General features: G+C 71.2%; 18 protein-coding genes. 12 read left to right on the plus strand and 6 right to left on the minus strand.

Annotated features, from left to right (window positions below; all coding sequences use genetic code 11):
* Window positions 1–21: 21 nt before the first annotated feature.
* The 6 genes from ACFC0G_RS16910 to ACFC0G_RS16935 all read left to right on the plus strand — a co-directional run bounded on the left by ACFC0G_RS16910 (window position 22) and on the right by ACFC0G_RS16935 (window position 7,021).
* Window positions 22–2,130: an alkaline phosphatase D family protein gene (locus ACFC0G_RS16910; RefSeq protein ID WP_376403761.1), complete on the plus strand. Its 2,109-nt coding sequence runs from the start codon at window positions 22–24 to the stop codon at window positions 2,128–2,130.
* 220 nt (window positions 2,131–2,350) lie between these two features.
* Entirely contained in the window at window positions 2,351–3,268 is a 918-nt protein-coding gene (locus ACFC0G_RS16915) for a phosphate/phosphite/phosphonate ABC transporter substrate-binding protein (protein ID WP_376403763.1), read from the plus strand.
* Window positions 3,268–3,981 carry a phosphonate ABC transporter ATP-binding protein gene (locus tag ACFC0G_RS16920; protein ID WP_376403765.1) on the plus strand — a complete coding sequence of 238 codons (714 nt, stop codon included), beginning with the start codon at window positions 3,268–3,270 and terminating at the stop codon, window positions 3,979–3,981. Before ACFC0G_RS16915 ends, ACFC0G_RS16920 begins: the two co-directional genes overlap by 1 nt.
* The gene (gene phnE, locus ACFC0G_RS16925) at window positions 3,978–4,850 is read left to right on the plus strand and encodes a phosphonate ABC transporter, permease protein PhnE (RefSeq protein ID WP_376403767.1); all 873 of its coding nucleotides are present in this window, start codon (window positions 3,978–3,980) and stop codon (window positions 4,848–4,850) included. The genes ACFC0G_RS16920 and phnE overlap by 4 nt, the downstream gene beginning before the upstream one ends.
* Before the next feature lie 22 nt (window positions 4,851–4,872).
* A complete protein-coding gene (locus ACFC0G_RS16930; protein ID WP_376403769.1) occupies window positions 4,873–5,526 on the plus strand; it encodes a phosphonatase-like hydrolase in 654 nt (217 codons plus the stop codon).
* 217 nt (window positions 5,527–5,743) lie between these two features.
* Window positions 5,744–7,021 (plus strand): extracellular solute-binding protein, encoded by a 1,278-nt coding sequence (locus tag ACFC0G_RS16935; protein ID WP_376403771.1) that lies wholly within the window; start codon window positions 5,744–5,746, stop codon window positions 7,019–7,021.
* Between the two features lie 144 nt (window positions 7,022–7,165).
* Here the strand turns inward: ACFC0G_RS16935 and ACFC0G_RS16940 are convergent, their stop codons facing one another.
* Entirely contained in the window at window positions 7,166–8,365 is a 1,200-nt protein-coding gene (locus ACFC0G_RS16940) for a S8 family serine peptidase (protein ID WP_376403773.1), read from the minus strand.
* A 292-nt stretch (window positions 8,366–8,657) separates the two neighbouring features.
* Entirely contained in the window at window positions 8,658–10,091 is a 1,434-nt protein-coding gene (locus ACFC0G_RS16945; protein WP_376403775.1) for a tetratricopeptide repeat protein, read from the minus strand.
* A gap of 148 nt (window positions 10,092–10,239) precedes the next feature.
* Here ACFC0G_RS16945 and ACFC0G_RS16950 point away from each other — a divergent pair, with 148 nt between their 5' ends.
* The 4 genes from ACFC0G_RS16950 (at window position 10,240) to ACFC0G_RS16965 (ending at window position 13,752) form a co-directional block, all read left to right on the plus strand.
* Window positions 10,240–11,217 carry a hypothetical protein gene (locus ACFC0G_RS16950; RefSeq protein WP_376403777.1) on the plus strand — a complete coding sequence of 326 codons (978 nt, stop codon included), beginning with the start codon at window positions 10,240–10,242 and terminating at the stop codon, window positions 11,215–11,217.
* Window positions 11,218–11,901: 684 nt separating this feature from the next.
* On the plus strand, window positions 11,902–12,258 hold the full coding sequence (locus ACFC0G_RS16955; protein ID WP_376403779.1) for a hypothetical protein: 357 nt from the start codon (window positions 11,902–11,904) through the stop codon (window positions 12,256–12,258).
* A gap of 121 nt (window positions 12,259–12,379) precedes the next feature.
* Window positions 12,380–12,763, plus strand: coding sequence for a BlaI/MecI/CopY family transcriptional regulator (locus tag ACFC0G_RS16960; protein ID WP_376403781.1), 384 nt, complete (start codon window positions 12,380–12,382; stop codon window positions 12,761–12,763).
* The gene (locus ACFC0G_RS16965) at window positions 12,760–13,752 is read left to right on the plus strand and encodes a M56 family metallopeptidase (RefSeq protein ID WP_376403783.1); all 993 of its coding nucleotides are present in this window, start codon (window positions 12,760–12,762) and stop codon (window positions 13,750–13,752) included. The genes ACFC0G_RS16960 and ACFC0G_RS16965 overlap by 4 nt, the downstream gene beginning before the upstream one ends.
* A 71-nt stretch (window positions 13,753–13,823) precedes the next feature.
* Here the strand turns inward: ACFC0G_RS16965 and ACFC0G_RS16970 are convergent, their stop codons facing one another.
* The 4 genes from ACFC0G_RS16970 to ACFC0G_RS16985 form a co-directional block, all read right to left on the minus strand.
* Window positions 13,824–14,765, minus strand: a complete 942-nt coding sequence (locus tag ACFC0G_RS16970; RefSeq protein ID WP_376403786.1) for a M56 family metallopeptidase — start codon at window positions 14,763–14,765, stop codon at window positions 13,824–13,826.
* Between the two features lie 266 nt (window positions 14,766–15,031).
* Entirely contained in the window at window positions 15,032–15,694 is a 663-nt protein-coding gene (locus ACFC0G_RS16975; RefSeq protein ID WP_376403788.1) for a hypothetical protein, read from the minus strand.
* A gap of 83 nt (window positions 15,695–15,777) precedes the next feature.
* On the minus strand, window positions 15,778–16,332 hold the full coding sequence (locus tag ACFC0G_RS16980; protein WP_376403790.1) for an RNA polymerase sigma factor: 555 nt from the start codon (window positions 16,330–16,332) through the stop codon (window positions 15,778–15,780).
* 78 nt (window positions 16,333–16,410) lie between these two features.
* Entirely contained in the window at window positions 16,411–16,827 is a 417-nt protein-coding gene (locus ACFC0G_RS16985) for a hypothetical protein (RefSeq protein ID WP_376403791.1), read from the minus strand.
* 603 nt (window positions 16,828–17,430) lie between these two features.
* Between ACFC0G_RS16985 and ACFC0G_RS16990 the strand changes: the two genes are divergently transcribed.
* On the plus strand, window positions 17,431–18,450 hold the full coding sequence (locus ACFC0G_RS16990) for a cupin-like domain-containing protein (RefSeq protein WP_376403793.1): 1,020 nt from the start codon (window positions 17,431–17,433) through the stop codon (window positions 18,448–18,450).
* Window positions 18,451–18,465: 15 nt separating this feature from the next.
* Window positions 18,466–19,224, plus strand: a complete 759-nt coding sequence (locus ACFC0G_RS16995) for an SDR family NAD(P)-dependent oxidoreductase (RefSeq protein WP_376403795.1) — start codon at window positions 18,466–18,468, stop codon at window positions 19,222–19,224.
* Window positions 19,225–19,294: the final 70 nt, after the last annotated feature.

Here is a 19,294-nt window from a genome sequence, read left to right on the forward strand (position 1 = left end):
GCGCCTCCGAGGGGACGAGACATGACCGAAAAGGGCTTCGACAGACGGCTGTTGCTGACCGGCGGTGTCGCCGCCGCGCTCGTCGCCGCCACGCCGACCACCGCGACCGCCACCGCAGCCGCCACCACGACCGCCACCGGTACCGCGACGACCTCCGCCGCGGCCGGCCCGCTGCGCGCCGCCGTGCTCGAGTACGCCGACCAGTGGACCAAGGCCACGGGGCTGGCCGAGTTGCTGCGGCGGGCCGGCTTCACCGTCGTACCGCTGGACCTCACCCGGTCCGCCGTCGACCAGCCCGAGCCGGTGGACCTGATCGCCTTCGGCAGCTTCACCAACAACGACCCCCGCTACGCCACCTACCTCTCCGCCCACGGCGGTTCGCTGCGCTGCTTCGCCGAGGGCGGCCGGGTCGTCCTGGACCTGGCGCAGTCCGACCAGTTCGGCGCGGAGGTTTCGTACCTCCCCGACTCCCTGGGCGCGGTGCGCACCGATGCCGACTACGACACGATCCACCCCGTCGTCGCCGACCATCCCCTGGTCGCGGGGCTTCGCACCAGCGGCGGCCGGCTGTTCACCGGTCGCAGCACCTCGATGCGGGTCAGCTGGGAGACCGTCGGCACATGGCGGTCCCTGCGCGTCCTGATGGCCTGCGCCGCCACCGGCCACCCGCCCGCCCTGCTCGAAGGCGCCCACGGCGCCGGGCGGTTCCTGATCACGAGCCTGACGATCGACAAGTGCTTCGACGCCACCGGCGCACCGGTCCAGCCGGAGCTCGCCGTGGCGGACAGCGTCGCGTTCTTCGAGGCGCTCGCCGGCTACGTGGGCCTCGTACGGGAGGGCAGCGCGCCCCCCGTCACGCCGACGCCCATGCCGCCCGACCCGGCGACCGGCCCGCTCGTCGGACACGTCGACTTCACGACCGCCCGCGTCTGGGCGCGCCCCGGCCTCGATCCCACGCTGCACGCCCGCTGGACCTGTACGTACCAGAAGGAGAAGGGCGTACCGCACTCCGTCGAGGCGGCGCTGTCGACGGCCAACGACAACACCCTGCTCTTCGACCTCCGCGGTCTGAACCCGGACACGACGTACGAGATCGTCATCGCACCCGCCACCCCGGTGGCCGGCTTCACCCCGCTGACCGGCTCGTTCGCGACGTCTCCCGCCCCGGGCCGGCCGGCCGTCGTCACGATGGGGATGGGCTCCTGTGCGCCGTCGACCCCGGACCACGTGTGGACCAGGATCATGGACGAGGGCTGCGACAGCTTCGTCCTGCTCGGCGACACGCCCTACCTGGACACCTCGGACCTGACGGTGGCCCGCCGCAAGCACCGGACGTTCCTCCAGCAGCCGGAGCTGGCGCGGCTGGTCGCCTCCCGGCCCGTCTGGGCGACCTGGGACGACCACGACTTCGGTGGTAATGACAAGCACGGCGACCACCCGGGCAAGGGCAACAACCGGACCGCGTTCGTCGACTACCGCGCCAACGCCACGTTCGGGCACGACGCCGACGGCGCCGGCCTCACCACACGCGCCGACGGCCTCGGCGTCTACACCTCCTTCCGCCGCGGCCCCATCGAGGTCTTCCTGCTCGACCCGCGCTGGTTCAGCCGTACGGAGGCCAGCTGGGCCGACCCGGCCAAGCCCGGCTGCCTCGGGCAGGTGCAGTGGGACTGGCTGCGCGAGCGGCTCCTCCGGAGCACGGCCCCCTTCAAGGCGCTGGCCAGCGGCATGATCTGGGACGACAAGCAGAACGGGGAGTCGGACGACTGGGGCACCTACGCCCACGAGAAGGAAGCGCTGCTCGACTTCATCGCCGCCGAGCGGATCCCCGGCTGCTTCCTCATCGGCGGGGACATCCACGTCTCCCGTGCCCTGAACTACGGCCCGCGCGTGGGCTACGACCTGTGGCAGTTCATCGTCAGTCCCCTGCACAGCAGCACGATCCCGAGCCTGAACGTGCCCAGCCCGTACCTCGTGCACAGCGCGGTCGAGCCGCACGTGTTCCTGAAGCTGGTGGCCGACACGACCGGCGCCATGCCGACCCTGACCGCGACGTGGATCAATCGCGACGGGCGCCGCCTCTTCGAGGTGCGCCGCACGGCCGCCGACCTGGGGCATGTCAGCACCTGACCCGTACGGCAGCCGCGTCCCAGATGAACAGCCGATGACTTGTAGATACAGGCTCTTGACCCGGGTCGGCCCACGCTGAGACCTTCGTCCTGGCCGGCCCGGCGAGATCTCCGCCGCAGCACCGCCCTCCCCCCTCCCCCTCCCCTCCCTGCTTCCCCCCCCTCCCCTCTCCCTGCCCCCCTTCTCTTCTCGCCAGCCCGCACTCATCCCGGAGTACACCGTGTCCGTCCGTCGTCTCGCCCTCGTCGGCTCCGTCGTCGGCTCCCTCGTCGCCGCGCTCACCCTGACCGCCTGCGGGAGCGACGACTCCGCCGGGGCGGAGTCCGCCACCTGTCCCGGCGGCAAGGTCCGCTTCGGTGTCGAGCCCTTCGAGGACCCCGAGCGGCTCACGCCCGCCGCGAAGATCCTCGCCGACGCGCTGGGCGAGAAGCTGAACTGCCCCGTCGAGCTGACCATCACCGAGGACTACTCCGCCGAAGTCCTCGCCATGCAGAACCGCAAGCTCGACATCGGCATCTTCGGCCCCCTCGGCTACGTCTTCGCGGAGAAGCGGGCGCACGCCGAGGCGGTCGCCTCCTTCGGCGACGCGAACGGCAAGCTCTCCAGCTACACCGCCGGCATCTGGGTCCCCAAGGACTCCCCGCTCACCTCCATCAAGGACCTGCGCGACCACAGCCTCGCCCTGGGCGCGCCCGGTTCCACCTCCGGTGACGCCCTGCCCCGTAAGGCCCTCCTGGACGCCGGCCTGGCGGCGGACGACGTGAAGGTCAACTACGCCGGCGGCCACCCCGAGGCCCTGCTCGCCCTCAAGAACGGCGCCGTGGAGGCCGCCGAGATCAACTCCCAGCAGCTGGCGAGCGCCACCGCCGCGGGGACGTTCGACCAGAGCGGGTTCCGCCGGATCTGGACCTCGGACCCCATTCCGAACGACCCGATCACCGTCCGAGGCGACCACTCCCCCGAGTTCAAGAAGGCCGTACGCGAGGCGCTGCTGAAGCTCCCCTCCGACAAGGTCGCCAAGATCGGCGCGCTGCTCGACGTCGACCCGCCGGGCCCTCTGGTCGCCGTCGACAAGTCCACGTACCAGCCGCTCTTCGATCTCGCCGAGACGCTGAAGCTCTCCGAGAAGGACGTCTGATGCTCGCCCTGTCCGGCATCACCGTGCGGTACGGCGAACGCCGCGTCCTGCACGGTGTGGACGTCCGCGTCGCCCGCGGGGAGCTCCTGACCGTGCTCGGCGCCAACGGCTGCGGCAAGTCGACGCTGCTGCGCGCCGCCGCCGGTCTCGAACCGATGGAGTCCGGCCACGTGACCGTGGACGGCAAGCCCGCGGGCCCGCTCGACATCGCCATGATCTTCCAGCACATCCACCTCGTCCGCCGTCGCACCGTCCTCGACAACGTGTGCGCCGGCGCCCTCGGCCGGCTGTCGCTGCGCCGGTCGCTCGTCCCCGCGCTGTTCCCCCGCGAGCTGCGCGAGGAGGCCATGGCCTGCCTGGACCGCGTCGGCCTGGCCGACCGTGCCCACGACCGGGCCGGCAGCCTCTCCGGAGGCCAGCAGCAGCGCGTCGCCGTCGCCCGGGCCATGTGCCAGCGGCCCCGGGTCCTGCTCGCCGACGAGCCGGTCTCCGCGCTGGATCCCGCCGCGTCCGAGCAGGTCCTCGCGCTGCTCGCCGAACTCGCCCGGGTGGAACGGCTGGCCGTCCTCGCGGTGTTGCACCAGCCCTCGCTCGCCGCCCGGCACGCCGACCGAGTCGTGGGTCTGCGCGAGGGCCGAGTGGTCCTCGACGGGGATCCCCGGCAGAGCGTCGACGTCCTGTACCAGCCGACGGTCGTGGAGGCCGCGTCATGACCCTCGTCGACCCCGACACCTCAGCCGACCGGGCCGCCCCGGCCGACGACGGCCCGGCCGACCGCGACGTACGCCGTCTGCCGGTGCCGCCCCGACCCCGCCGTCCCCGCAGGGACGTGAAGGTCACGATCGTCGCCGCCGTGGTGGTGGCCGTGCACGTGATCGCGTGGAACGCCACCGACGTGTCCTTCGCCGCGCTGGTCGAGGGGTGGCGCGGCATGGCCGACTTCCTCGGTGAGGCCTTCCCGCCGGACCTCTCGTGGGAGGTCCTCGAACCCAGCCTGTCGGGCGCGCTCGTCACGCTCTGGATCGGCCTGCTCGGTACGACGCTGTCCATACCGTTCTCGCTGGTCCTGGCCCTGCTCGCGGCGCGCGGCACCTCGCCGTCCACCGGGGTCTACCAGGGAGCGCGGTCGGTGCTCTCGTTCCTGCGGGCCGTGCCCGACGTGGTGTTCGCGCTGATCTTCGTCACGGCCGTCGGTCTCGGCCCGTTCCCCGGCGTGCTCGCCCTCGTCTGCCACAACGTGGGCGTGATGGGCAAGCTCTGGGCCGAGGCGCTGGAGGACGCCGACCCCGGGCCGTCGCGCGTCCTGCGATCGGCGGGAGCCGGCCGGATCCAGATCGCCGCGCACGCGCTGCTGCCGACCGTGACACCCCAGCTCGCGGGGCTGCTGCTGTACCGCTTCGACGTCAACGTACGGTCGTCGCTCGTGCTCGGCCTGGTGGGCGCCGGCGGCATCGGGTTCCTGATCAACCAGTCCATCCGGCTGTTCAAGTTCGACGAGATGCTCACCCACATCCTCGTGGTCGTCGTCATGATCGTGGCCGTCGACCGGCTGTCCGCCGCCGTCCGCACCCGTCTGTCCTGACCCCCCTTCCGAAGGAACAACGATGATCAGCCTGGCCGTACTCGACATCGCCGGCACCACGATCGACGAGAAGAACGCGGTGTACGGCGTCCTCGCGTCCGTGGTCGCGGACCACGGCACACGGGTCGAAGAAGCCGACATCCGGCGCTGGATGGGGGCCGACAAGCGCGAGGCGCTCGCCGCTCTGACGGGCGACCCCGACTCGGTGGAGGACCTGCACTCCACGTTCGTCGACCGCCTCCACGACGTCTACGCCACCGTGCGGCCCGCTCCCCTGCCGGGCGTCCCCGAGGCACTCGCCGCGCTCCGCGCCGCGGGCGTGCGCGTCGTCCTCACCACCGGTTTCGACCGACAGGTCACCGACCCGCTGCTCGCGGCGGTCGGCTGGCGCGTGGGCGACCGTCTCGACGCCGTCGTCTGCGCCTCCGAGGTGGCGGCGGGCCGCCCCACGCCGCACATGATCCACCGCGCGATGGAGCTGACCGGGGTCACCGACCCCGCCGAGGTGGTGGTCGCCGGCGACACCGCGCTCGACATCCGGGCCGGGCACGCGGCCCGGGCGGGCATCGTCGCGGGCGTCCTCACCGGGGCCCAGTCCCGCGACGAACTCACCGCGGAACGCCCCACCCACCTCCTCGACGGCGTGCACGAACTCCCGGCCGTCCTGCGCCTCTGACCCACCGTCCGCCGCACCCCCTCCGCGACCCCGCCGGGTTCCCTGAAGAAACGAGGTCTTCTACGCGCGTCCACCGGGCCCCGGCATATCGGAAAACACCATGCGGAATCCCGTCACTTGGAGCTATGACCACAACGTGCGGCAGGGGGCGCAATTCACCCTCTGACCAGGAGAGAATTTCAGCCGCACTGTCCAAAAAGATCCAAAGGAAAGACCCATGCGACGAAGACTCTCCGGTTTGACGACCTCCGTGGCCGCGTTCGGACTACTGGGTTCCCTCGTCACCGGCTGCGGCTCGTCCGACAGCGACGCGACGACGTTGCGCCTGGTGGCACCCGAGTACGGCGCCGGCCCCGCGACCACCTCCAAGGCGTACTGGGACAAGCTGACCACGGCCTTCACCGCCGCTCATCCCGGCTTCAAGGTCGAGGTCACGATCCACCCGTGGGCCGACATCGACCGCCAGGTCACCCGCATGGTGCAGGACGGCAACGCCCCGGACGTGGCGCTGATGGGTGCGTACTCCGACTTCGCCGCGCAGGGCCGCCTCTACGCCGCCAGCGAGGTGATGTCGGTCAGCACGGAGGCGAACTTCCTGCCGCCCCTCGCGGAGGCGGGCTCGTTCGACGGCGACCTCTACGGCCTGCCCTTCGTGGCAAGCAGCCGACTGCTCTTCTACAACGAGGAGCTGTTCGACGAGGCGGGCGCGAAGCCGCCGAAGACCTGGTCGGAGCTGAAGGACGCGGCCCAGGCGCTGAAGCGGGAGGGCGTGCTCTACCCGTACGCCCTCCCGCTCGGCCCCGAGGAGGCGCACGCCGAAGCCCTGATCTGGGAACTGAGCAACGGCGGCGGGTACACCGACGACAACAGCGGCGGGTACAGCATCGCGTCCGAACAGAACGCGCGGACATTCCGCTGGATCAAGGACAACCTGGTCGTGCCGGCCCTGACCGGCCCGGTCCCGCCGGCCGAGCTCAACCGGCAGGACGCCTTCGACGCCTTCCTGCGCGGCGACGTCGGCATGGTCAACGGCTATCCCTCACTCCTCCACGAGGCGACGGCGAAGGGCATGAAGGTCGGCACCCTGCGCATGCCGGTGTCGGACACACTGGACGTCAGGGAGACCCCGCCCGCGGCGGGCGTCGCCGACTGGATGATGGCCTTCAAGCACGACGGCAATCGCGAACTGGTGGGCTCGTTCCTGAACTTCGTCTACCAGGACAAGAACATCAGCGAGTTCGCCGGGCGCTACCACCTGTTGCCGTCGACGGTGTCCGCCACCGAGACGTCCCAGTACGCGACGGACCCCAGCGCCGAGCAGTTCCTCAGCGCACTGCGCACCGCCCGGCTCTACCCGGTCGACGACCCGTCCTGGCTGCAGGTCAGCGACACCATCAAGCGGAACATCGGCAAGGCCGTCGCGCCCTCCGCCGACCCGAAGGCCGTCCTGGAACACATCGCCCAGCAGGCCCGGGACGCAACGCAGCAGAGGTAGCGGTCCCCGAAAGTGGAGGGTCGGGAGATCACCCATGGTGGCCGACACACAAGGAGGTGGCCCTCCATGGCGCGGAGGGCCACCTCTTGTCGGTCGGTTCACCGGCGTGCGGCCGTCACGCCGGGCCGTGGTGCGACGGTGCCGTTACGGGGCGACCTTCAGCAGCTTGTTCGCGGTGCCGGAGGAGGCGTTCTTGATGGCGTCCGCGGTGGCCGCGCCGGTCAGCGCGGCGGCGGTGTCGGCGGGCGTCGCGGACGGGTTGGCCGCCAGGTACAGGGCGGCGGCACCCGCCACGTGCGGGGCGGCCATGGAGGTGCCGGAGATCGTCTTGGTGCCGGTGTCGCTGTCGTTCCAGGCGGACGTGATGTCCGAGCCCGGCGCGTACAGGTCGACCACCGCGCCGAAGTTCGAGAAGTCCGACTGCTCGTCGTCCTTGGTGCTGGACGCCACGGTGAGCGCGTCCGGCACCCGGGACGGCGAGCCCTGTCCGGCGTCGGAGGACTCGTTGCCGGCCGCGACCGCGAAGGTCACGCCTGAGTCGATGGCCCGCTTCACCGCCGCGTCCAGCGCCTCGTCGGCGCCGCCGCCGAGGCTCATGTTCGCGACCGAGGGCCCGGAGTGGTTCTGGGTAACCCAGTCGATGCCCGCCACGACCTGTTCGGTGGTGCCGGAGCCGTTGTCGTCCAGGACGCGCACGGCGACGACCTTGGACTTCTTGGCGACGCCGTGGGAGGTGCCGGCGATGGTGCCCGCGACGTGGGTGCCGTGGCCGTTGCCGTCGTCGGCGGTGTTGTCGTTGTCCACGGCGTCGAAGCCGTGGCTGGCCCGGCCGCCGAAGTCCTGGTGCGAGATCCGTACGCCGGTGTCGATGACGTACGCGGTCACGCCCTCGCCGCCGTTGTCGGGGTAGCTGTACTTCTGGTCGCCCGCCGTGTCGGCCTGGTCGATCCGGTCCAGGCCCCAGGACGGGGGGTTCTCCTGCGTCGCGTTGATGCTGAACCGCTTGTTCTGGACGACCGTTCCGACGGCGGGGTCGGCGGCGAGGCGCTTGGCCTCCTCGACGCTGAGGCCGGACGCGGAGAAGCCGTTGACCTCGGAGCCGTAGGAGCGAACGAGGGTGCCGCCGTACTTCTTCGCGAGGTCCGCCTTGTTCGCGGATGCGTCGAGGATGACGACGAAGCTGCCGGAGACGGCGCCCGGGGCGCCGAGACCGTGCACGGTCCCTTCGGCCGGGGCGGCCGCTCCGGCGATGTTGCTCGCGAACAGCGCCGCGGCGGCGGCGCCTGCCACACCAGTGGCTATGGCCGCGTTGCGAAGACCGTGGGATCGCTTGTGAGTTGCCATGAAAGGGGATCTCTCCTCGTGTTGACGTGTGGGGCGTCAAACGTTCGAGAGAACCCTGTGCAGGTTGGCAGGAGCAAATCAAGTGCGTACCCGGGGTTCGGACTTGTTCAACAAGGTTTCTTAATGATCTCTCCGCACCGTCTCCACGTCGCACACGTGGTCTGGCGAACTCCCGCCTGAAATGGGCACGTTCTCACCGCCCCCGCCGGGCCGGGCTCGCTGCGCGGCGAGCGGGACGGTTACGAGCCCGGCGCCGGCGCCGGCGTCCAGGGTGAGGACGAGGAGTGACGCCTCACAGATCGGTGCCCGGCAGGAGGGTTTCGGCGGCTGCCGCGGCCGCGTCCCTCTCGTGGTCGCGAGCGACGGCGGCCAGGGCTGCGTCGCCCAGGGCATCGGCGAGGCGAGCCCGAGCCGCCCAGTTGTACGAACTGTCGGGCCGAAGCCCGATCCGCTCGCTGATGAGCGCACGGGCCAGTTCGTGCCGTCCAGAGCTGAGCGCGGAGTCGAGCAGGGTCTTCTGGAGCGCGTCGCGCTGCGCGTGACTCCCTCCGAACGCGTGCAGCCTACGGCGCAGCGGCCACAGGAGCTCCACGACGGTGGCGTGCTTCCCTTGCCCGTGCGCCACCAGCGCTTCGCACACGGGCAGACCGATGTCCGCGGTCATCCGCCGGTTGGTGACGGAGTCCGGACCTCCCTGGGCAAGCCATCGCCGCCGGTCGGCGATGAGCCGCTCCGCCTCCCCCAGCCGCCCGGCACCCACATAGGACATGACGGCGTGCACGTCGTTGAACGCGTAGAAGGGGGGATCGGCCCGCGAAGCCCACGCGTCTGCCAGGGCTCCGCAGCGGAGGCCGGAATCCCCTCCCGCGAGTCCGATCCGCCACAACAGCGCTGCGGCGTCCAGCAGTTCCATGGCCTGACCGGCCGACGAGTCGTTGTGCAGGGCGGCGTCGTAGATGCTCAAGGCGGTGCCGGTGTCGCCCGCTTCCAAGGCGTACAGGGCGTAGTGCCACCAGTTGTGGACGTTGAGGTAGTTGCCCCGCGCCCAGTCGTCTCGGCGCGCATCGAGGTAGCCGATGCCTTCCGGCACCCGTCCCTGCATCTCATAGGTGTGCACCACGGCGTGGATCGCCCAGACGTCGCGAGGGTTCTGCTCGACCGCGGCGAGCCCCGCCTCCTCGGCCAGGCGGTAGTGACCCGACTCCTCCAACCCGAACGCGTACATGCCCAACACCAGGCCACGGTGAGGATCGGCGGCGTCCCAGGCCGAGAGGGCTCCACCGATGCGATCACGCAGGCGGACCGAGTCACCGGTGAAGAAGTCCAGTTGGTGCCCCACGGCCAGGGCGAGCGCGTCCCTCGGGTACGCCAGGGACAGCTCCTCCAGCAGCCCGCCGGCGCGAAGCAGATCTCCGGCCAGCCACGCCCCGGCCGCGGCGACGTGCAGGCGCTCCCGCGCGGGCAAGGACGAGACGTCCACGCCGGCCGCGTACCGGTCGAACCGCCGCCGCGCGGCGAGGGCGTCGCCCGGCTCCGTGCCCAACGCCCCCAGATAGGCCGCGAAGGACTGGGCGACGGGCGAGGTCGGCGCGCTTTCGAGAGCGTCGGCGACCGCTTGCTCCACCTCGGGGCTGAAGTGGAGCAGGGACTCGACGGCTCGGTCCAGGTGTGTGGCCGTCTCCTGGGTGCATGCGTGCAACGGGTTGCCGTACTGGTCTGTCACCATCAGGGTTCACCTCGGCGCGTCGACGGGGTGGTGCGAGGAGCACGGCAGCACGAGCGTCACCGCACCTCTCGACCGGGCGCCCCGCCGCCGGACGTCCAGGACCTAGGATGCCCGGGTTCGGACGTGCAGGACATCGGGGGTAAGTGGCATGAGCGGTTACGGCAGCGGTGGGTACGGTGACCCGGCGGACAGCGGCGGCGCGTACCTACGGCAGGGACACCCCCACGCTCCTCCGGTCCCCCCGCCGGGACACCCGAACGCCCACCCCCGTCCGCCGCAGGGATATCCGTACGCACAGTCCGGCCCTCCGCCGCAGTACCCGTACGCGTACCCGTACCCGCCGACCTACACACCGGTCCCGCCGCCGCGCGCAGAGCCCTCACGGGCCCGGAAGATCCTGCGCGGCCTCTACAACCCCCTGTACGCCGCCCAGCGGACCTTCCGTCCCTCACGTCCCGGGATCGTCGACGATCGGGAGGTCCGCAAGCTCCAGTTGTGGCGGACCGGGCTGGGACTCGTCGCCTGGGTGGGTTTGATGCTCACCTACAACGCCATCGCGAGCGCCGACGACGTCCAGGGCGTGGCGAGCGACCGCCTCGACCAGAGCTGGTCCAGTGTGCTGGTGCTGGTCTGCACCTTCCCCGTGGTGGTCGGCGCCTTCGTGGCAGCCGCACGGGACGGCCTGCGCCGGGTGTACCTGCGCCGGGCCCTGCGCCCCCTCGGCTCGGTACTGGCCATCATGGCGTCCATGGGCAACTCCGCCCTCGCCATGGCCCCGGAGTTGGCCGGACTGCGGGAGGCCGTGGGGCTTCCCGGCAGGACCGTCATCATCGTGCTGTGCCTGTGGTCGATCACCTTCGCGCTCTACGGCATCGGACTGTCATTGGTGCACGTGTTCCGCACCGCCGACATCCACGAAGTGCTGCCGCCGATCCTCGCCGGCGTCCTGGTGTGGGAGATGGCCCTGCTGGATGTGATCACCGGTGCTTACGCCCAGGTCCCGACGGGCGCCCGGATGATCTTCATCCTCGGCGCCCCCGTCACGGTGACGGCCCTGTCGTGCTGGGAGCTGTACCGGCTGCGGCGCAACCACGGACTCACGCTGCGAACGGCCCTGCGCCGCTGACCCCTTCGGCCGCGTGCCGGACGACCATGCGCGAGCGGCATCGAGCCGGTCTCGTGCACGGCACGGGTGCGACTCGCGTGCCGCGCAGACACCGACTACAGTGATGTAGACAAACGGTAGAGATGATGCGCGGCGCGCCGGACACATTCGCCCGGCATCCCGACACTCGCGCTCGCGGGTGCGGCGATCGACTCCGCTTCCCTTCTCCGCGGCTCGCACAGAACGCCCCATGAAGGCGATGTGTCCCGAGCTTTGGAGCAGTCGCAACCATCAGCCCCCTCCCCTACGGAGAGCGGCTGTGTTCGCGGGCCACCAGACGGGCCGAATCGGACAGGGCGCCGCGAAGGAGGGTCGATGCAATCCCGGAACAGGGATCCACTTCTGGTCGCGGTTTCCGGTCCGGACGGGACAGGGAAGTCCTCGTTGGTCCGGCGGGAGGAGGCCCTCCTTCGCGAGCTCGGCTGGGCCGTGGGAACCACGTACTGCTACGGCTGCTTCCTCTGCCGCCGGTTCCGTGCGCCCCCGCGGGCCACGCAAGAGGGCCAGGGAACGTCGAGCGCGCGCGGACGCACCCGCAGTTGGCCGTGGCTGCGCCGCGTCCACGCCCTTGTCGACGCGGGCGAGCTGGACCTGCGAACGCGCGTCGCGCGTATGGCGGTGGCGAGACGGGCAAGGGGGCGCCCCATGGCCGTGGTGACAGATCGCGGACCGCTGGACGGACTCGTCAAGTTCGATCTCCGACCGCGACTTCCTTCAGCCGTCTACTTCGCGCGGCTCGCCGACCGCTACGACGTGACGCTCCTCGTCGAGACGACGCCCGCGACCCTGAAGCGTCGCGGCTGGGACGACGCGGCCGGATCGCCCGAGGCATGGTGGGCCCGCTATCACCGCTGGGCGGCCCGGATACCCCGGGTGACGCCCGTCGACGGTGGGCCGGCCCCCGCCACCGTGGCCCTCAGCGCCTTGGACATCGTGGTGTCCGCCGCCGGCGGACCTCCAGGCCCCTACCTGAACCCTGCCGGTGCGTACCAGCAGCGATAGATTAGGTACACCTGAGAAATACGTATATCTACGTACATCATCACAGTTGCCCGAACGGGCGGTCCGAGAGCCGCACGGGGCCGACTGCGCGGAGCAAGGGTGCGGGGAGATCGGGCCGAGAATGTCGGGCAAGGGTCAGGACGAGAGACGGCCGAGCGGCGAGCTCGTCGCGGACGTGCTGGCGGCGCTGTGGAAGTCGGGCAAACCGATGACCACGCAGGAGGTGAACGCCGCCCTCGACAAGGGCCTGGCCAGGACGACGATGGCCACCATTCTGACGCGGCTGTACGAGAAGGGGACCTTGCGCCGAGTCCCGGCCGGGCGGGGATTCGCCTACGAGCCGGCGCAGGACGCGGCCGGGCTCGTCGCCGGCCGGATGCGGCGGGTGCTGGAGAGTGAGCCGCAGCGTGATCTGGTGCTCAAGCGGTTCGTGTCGTCGCTGACCAAGAGCGATGAGGAAACGTTGCGGCGTCTGCTGCTCGAGGCCGAGGACGGACCGTCGTGACGTTCGTCCTCGTTCTTGTGCTGCTGGTCCTGGTCTTTCCCTGGGGCGGAGCGGCGATCGCCAGGCGTCTCGCCTCGGTCCTGCCGCCCCGCTGGGCGTGCTGGGAGCTGACGGGGGCGGCGGTGCTCTTGGCCGGCGGGACGATCGCCGCCCTGATGGGGCTGTTCCATGTGCCGTTCCTGGCATCCCAGGAGCAGGTGCCTCTGCGGCGGGTGGTGGAAGTGTGGCCCGCGGCGATTCCGTTCGCCGGTATGGCCGGGGTGGCGCTGCTCGTTCAGTCGGTGCTGCTGATGCGTCGGTGGATCACGCACCGTTCGCTGCTCAAGCGTGCCTGGCTGACTGCCGAGGAGGGAACCGGAGACGGGGATCTGCTGGTGGTTCCGGGTTCTGACGTGGATGCATTCGCGCTGCCCGGGTACCGGGGCCGCCGCGGCCGGATCGTCGTGACGTCCGGGATGGTCCGGGTCTTGAAGGATGGCGAACGGGAGGTTCTGCTGGCGCATGAGCGGGCCCACCTGGACGGGCGTCACCACCTGCTGTCGGCCGTCGTGGATCTGGCCGCCATGGTGCACCCCGCCTTGCGAAGCCTGCGTGAGGCGCTGGCCTTCCACCTGGAGCGGTGGGCGGACGAGACGGCCGCGGCGGTCGTGGGCGACCGGCGGGTGACTGCCGCGGCCATCGCGCGGGCGGCACTGGCCAGGGCGTCGCGCGGCCGTGCGGACGGTTATCCGCTGCTCTCGGTGACGAGCGGCCCGGTGCCGCAGCGGGTACAGGCTCTGCTGCTGCCGGAGCCTGCCGCACCTCGGGGAGGCGCGCGGCGGGCTCGTGCCCTGGGGATGGCTGCGACGGTGGCCGCCGTGGCGCTCGTTTCGCTGGCTCTGGCGTACGGGCTGCACGAGTACGTGGAGTACTCGGCGAGTCAGCTGCTCGGCGCTCCTTCGGGCCCCTCCGGCCTGTGGAGTGCGCTCGACACGCTGCTCGGCTCGTAGCCGGGCGGATCACGGGCCGAGGACCCGCCGCGCAGCCCTGCCTTCAGCAGGGCCCGCTGCGGTCCGGCCCGTCATTCGGAGGGGTGCTCGCCCTGGGCGATCTCCACCCCTCGGTGCAGCCAGACGGCCCCGGCGGCGGAGGAGACGCTCGCCGCGGAGCAGAGCAGGATGACGGCCGGCAGCGCAGGGGCCACGCGACGCGTGGGTGCCTGAGCGAGGAGCGCCCTGACTCGTGCCGGCACCGGTCCGGTGGTAGCCCGTGCGGCGAGGACGGGGAGTGCCGGTCCCGCCGGACGCGCGCTCACCGCAAGGGCGGCTCGGCCGACGGCACGGGCCGCCAGGCGGCGGTCCCCGCAGGCCCGGGCGGCGGTCTCGTCGGCGGCCCGTTCGACCGCGAAGGAGACGTGTGGGACGACGGCCGCCAGGGCCGGGTGGCACCAGCCGGCCAGCCGCGCGAGCCCGAGGAAGAGGTGGTGCCGGCCGGCCAGGTGGGCGCGTTCGTGGCCGAGGAGCGCCTCGCGCTCGTGACTGTCGAGGGCCCGGAGCATGCCGGCGGTGACGACGATCCGCCCCGTGCCACGAGGCCCGCCGGGCAGCGCGAAGGCGTCCGGGCGGTCGTCGTCGATGACGCACATCCCCCCGGCCTCGGGGAGCCCCGCCACCCTGCGGCGGGCCGTGCGCAGCCGGGCCGCTTCCGCCAGTGCTCCGCGGACGGCGGCCGTCAGGGTCACGGCGAGGGCGCCGGCCGCCACGGCGGACGCCGTGGACACGAGGACCGCCGGACCGGCCTGGAGCGGCTGGAGGAGGTGCAGGAAGGCCGCGAGCCGAGGAACACGGACCGCGAGCGGGAGCAGCAGGACGCCGAGGCATGCGACGACACCGAAGGCCAGTGCGGCGTCGGCGCCCGTGATCGCCACGAGGGCGATGTCCGGCCGCACGCGCTCGACGGTCCTGCGCGCCAGGGCCGGCAGGGCACAGGGCAGCAGGAGGGGGATGAGGAGGAGGGCGATCATGGACGTTCTTCCCGCAGAAGGCGGCGTAGGTCGGCCTCGTCGTCGGGGCTGAGGCCCTCGACGAAGCGGGCCAGAACGAGGCTGCGATCGGGGTACCGGGAGTGGCGTCAGGTCGACATGTCCACACCCGAGTTCATCTACCGCGTGGTGGCTGATCCGCAGTTCGAGCCCTTCTCGATCGCGGCCCTGATACCGGAGCCCTTCTTCGCGCCCGCTCCGGAGAGCACGTTCTGAGCTTGACGTCAGTTCGTCGGACGTGACCGGGCCTACGGACGGCCGGGGTCATTCCTGACCTCGGGGTGGTCCGGGCCGTGGTCCCGGCCGTCGTGTGTCGCCTCGGGAACGCCCTTTTCACGGGCCGGAGATCGGCCCGTGAGCGTCTCGCAATAGACAGGCACGGCCTCTTTCCCACCAGCCGCCTCGGCCAGGCGCCGAAAGGCGGTGGAATCCGAGGACTTGCCCGCGAGCCCGGCCTTCTGCTCGTACGCACGGCACAGCGCCTCGTGGCTCTTCGCGGCACCCGGAGGCACCCGCTCCAACCCCGTCGGCCCCGGCACGGAGGTCTCCCGTACCGGTGCCGTGGACGGAGCCGGTGCCGTGGACGGAGCCGGTTCCGAGGGCGGTGCGGGCTCGACGGCATCCTTGGGCGATGTCGGCACGACCGCGCTGACACTCGGCTCGGGACGGCGTTCCGGCGCATCCGGAAGAGGACTCGGGAGGTGGCCCGTGGCCACTGCCACGCCGCCCAGCGTCATGCCGGAGACCAGCGCGACCAGCACCGCTCGTGGCCAACGTCCCGTACGTCGATCCGCGACCGGCCGCCAGTCGTCACGGCGGCGCGTCCGAGGCGCGCCCGACCCGGAGTGCATGCCCGCGTCGCGAGCGGCGCTGAACGCGGCGACCGCCTGTTGCGCCTCGTTCTCGCTCATGGGCTGGTTCGGACGCAGGGCAGCCCTCAACGCCGCCGCAGCCGCGTCGCTTTCGTGGTCGTCGTCCCCTGCACGGCCCCGCCTCATCTGTCACCTCCCCGTAGCTGGTTCGCCAGTCGCCTCAGTCCGCGATGCGCAGCGGACCGTACCGCACCGGGCCGTTTGCCCAACACTCGCGCCGCGGTCGGCCCGTCGAGTCCGACCACCACCCGCAGGAGCACGGCCTCCGCCTGCTCCCGGGGGAGGCCGGAAACCAGCTCTAACACCCGTCCGGTGGAAAGCGTCTCCATGGCATCGCCCGCGGTGTCCCGCTGCGCGGGCAGTTCCAGCACGTCCTGGTCGAACAGGTCGTGGCGCGGCCGGGAACGCACTCGCCGAAGGTGGTCGAGCGCCCGGTGACGGGCGATGGTCGCGGTCCAGCCGCGGAAGCCCGCGCCGTCACCGCGGAACCGTCCGAGGTCACGTGCTATCTCCAGCCAGGCGTCGGAAGCGACGTCCTCGGCGTCCTGGCCGACCATCCCCCGCAGGTATCCCAACAGCCCCGGGTGCAGGATGTGGTACGCCTCGGCGAACGCCGCCTCGTCGCCGGCTTGGGCTCGCTCGACAGCATGCCCCAGCGCAGCATCGTGAGCCTTCATCGGTGCCAGTCGATCTTCCTGCCGGACGTCGTCTAGGAGCGCGGCGGCTGACAGCGCCGTCAGACCGCTCCCGGCCCGCTACCTTACGCGTCCGGCGGCGCACCCCGTGAGGGGGGACGTCCGGGCTCGCCCCGGGAACAGGAAGGAAAGCTCGTGCATGGACTCGGCGGCGCCCCGCTCGAAGCGGTTCACGACCTTGCCCAGCGGGTTCCAGGCCCGCCCGTCCGTGCTACGGACGCCGACCGGCTGCTGGAAGAGCCCGTAGGTCTCCTCGTCGAAGTCGACCCAGCGCGCGCCGTATCTGCGAACGAACACCTCGCCGGCGTACGCGCCGAGCCCTTGGAGCGTCTGTCTGACGGCGGAAGGGTCGTCGGTCGTCCGTCGCAGCCCGTCCACCACACGGTCCACGATGCGCAGGCTGGTCACCGAGTAGTCCAGCGGCAAACGCGCCCTCGCCGTCGCGCGGGAGACGAACTCGGCGGCATGCCCACTCATCTCGGAGGCTCGTAGCGTCCGACTGTCGCGGTCCATCATTCCCACCCCTCGTACGCGAACCGGCGCGGTGCCCGGTCCTCCGTGGTCCTCGGAGGGCACTGGGTTCTTCGTGGCCCTCGCGGAATCCAGCGGAACGCGAACAGGGATCATCACGGCTTCGCGCTGTGATCACCGCCACATCCCGAGGACAACCGGCAGTGGACAGGGGATCCCGCATCGACGCCGAGTGCTTTTCAGGGACATCACACTCAGCCGGAATCATCGGCGTCCCGGGAAGGGTCGGTGGGGCGGGCGGTCGCGGAGGGGCTGATTCGGGCGCAGGGGGTCGGGGTGGCCCCGGGGCCATTACCTGGTCGTCCCTGCACGGGCGGCCGACGGGGCATCAGCCTGGATGGCCGGTTGACGCCGGTGACGATGCGTCTGATCCCTGGCCTGAAGTGGCCGTCCGTGCTCGACGAGGCGCGTGCTCCCCTATGCAAACCTCACCGCTGTCGCTTACCAAGTAGAGGCCTGCGCCCGGTGAGCGCCCATCGGCGCAGGTGCCCGGTTGCCCTGTCGAGCAGCGAGATGCCCGTATCGAGCACGCGCGAATGGTGAGGGGTCATGAGTCGACTTGATCGAGCACGGAACGGCCCGGGCACACCCGAGGACGGGGAGGCCGTGGGACACCGGATGCGGGCGGCCGGAATGACCGTGCTGCCGGTGCCGCGCATCGCCACCGGGGATCCGCAAGTCCTGCGCCGTGCCGTCGCCGACCGCTCCGGGCCCGTGCTGTGCACCGGACTCATGGACGGCTGGCGCGCGCGCCACGCGTGGAGCCCGACCGAGCTGCGCGGCCGCCACGGGGAGCGGCGGGTGACCGCCCTGGTCGACCTGCCGCCCACGGGCGTGCTCTTCCCCCAGGACCAGCAGCTCTACGAGAAGGAACTCAGCTTCGCCGCGTTCGTGGACACCATGCTCGCGGCCACTCCGTCCACGCCCTGCTACCTCGCCTACCGCCGCGCCCATGAGTTCTTCGACCCCGCCGACTTCGACTTCGACTCCCTCGTCCCGCCCGACGGGCGGCACGGCACGGACACCCGGGTGTGGATCGGCTCGGCCGGCACGCGCTCGATGCTGCACTCGGACCTCAAGGACAATCTGTTCTGCCAGGTCTGGGGGAAGAAGGACGTCACCCTGCTGGCGTGGCAGGACAGCAGAGCCGCGTACCCCTTCCCCGACAATCTGGTGAACAGTCAGGTGGACCTCGGGACTCCGGATCTGAAGCGGTTCCCCCTCCTCGGCCGGGCACGCTTCCACCACGTACGGATGGGGCCGGGCGATCTGCTGTACATCCCGCGCGGCTGGTGGCACGACATCCGTTCGCGCACCGCGTCCGTGTCCATCAACCACTGGTTCGGGGAGCCTCTGGGACTCGCCCAGTACCTGCGACTGCTCGCCGTGCTCGGGCCGGGTTACTGGAAGAGCACCGCCCGCGACTTCGTCGTGCACGGACTCCTGCGTCGCGAGGAGTCCACCCGCTTCTTCTTCAGCCCGGCGTCCACCGGCAAGCGGCTGTACGACGCGCTGCGCTCGGGGAACTTCTCCCAGGGCAACGACCCGAGCACCACCCGACAGCTCTGAGGGGAGAGAGGCCACATGTCGGCTACGGAACAGCCCCGCCGCGTGCTGATCACCGGAGGGGCCTCGGGCATCGGTGCGGCGATCGTCCGGCGCTTCGTTCGGAACGGTGACCGGGTCGGCGTCATCGACCGCGACCGCGCCGGGCTCACGGCGCTCGGCGGGTCCGATCCCGGAGTGGGGTTGCTGCTCCCCGCGGACGTGGCCGAGGAAGAGGAGGTGACCGAGGCCTTCGCCACCGTCGACAAGGAGTGGGGCGGAGTCGACGTGCTGTGCAACAACGCCGGGGTCAGCATCCGCAGCCCCTTCCTCGACACCACGCTCGACACGTGGGAGCGCACTCTGCGCGTCAACCTGACCGGAGTCTTCCTGGTGGCGCGGGAAGCGGCCCGCCGCATGACCGACGCGGCGGGCGGCGTGATCGTCAACACCGCTTCCGTCAGCGGCATGGTCGGCATGCCCCACTACGCCGCCTACAACGCGAGCAAGGCCGGCGTCATCGAACTCACCAGGACCATGGCCCTGGAACTCGCCCCCCTCGTTCGGGTGAACGCGGTGTGCCCCGGCTACGTGCTGACGCCCATGCAGCGGGCCGAGTACACCGAGCGCCAACTCGCGGAGCAGGCCGGGGTCGTTCCGCTGCGACGCCTGGGCGCACCCGAGGAGATCGCCTCCCTGGTCCACTATCTCGCCTCCCCCGACGCCGCGTTCGTGACCGGTCAGTCCTTCGTCATCGACGGTGGCGAGACGGCGGGAGGACTGGCCAGCGCGCAGTAGACATGCCGCGGCGCACACATCGCGCACCGCACAGACGACTTCACCGAACGGCGGCCTCCGCACGGGTCGC

Origin of the sequence: Streptomyces sp. NPDC056169, assembly GCF_042268445.1 — a bacterium.
Taxonomy (GTDB): domain Bacteria; phylum Actinomycetota; class Actinomycetes; order Streptomycetales; family Streptomycetaceae; genus Streptomyces.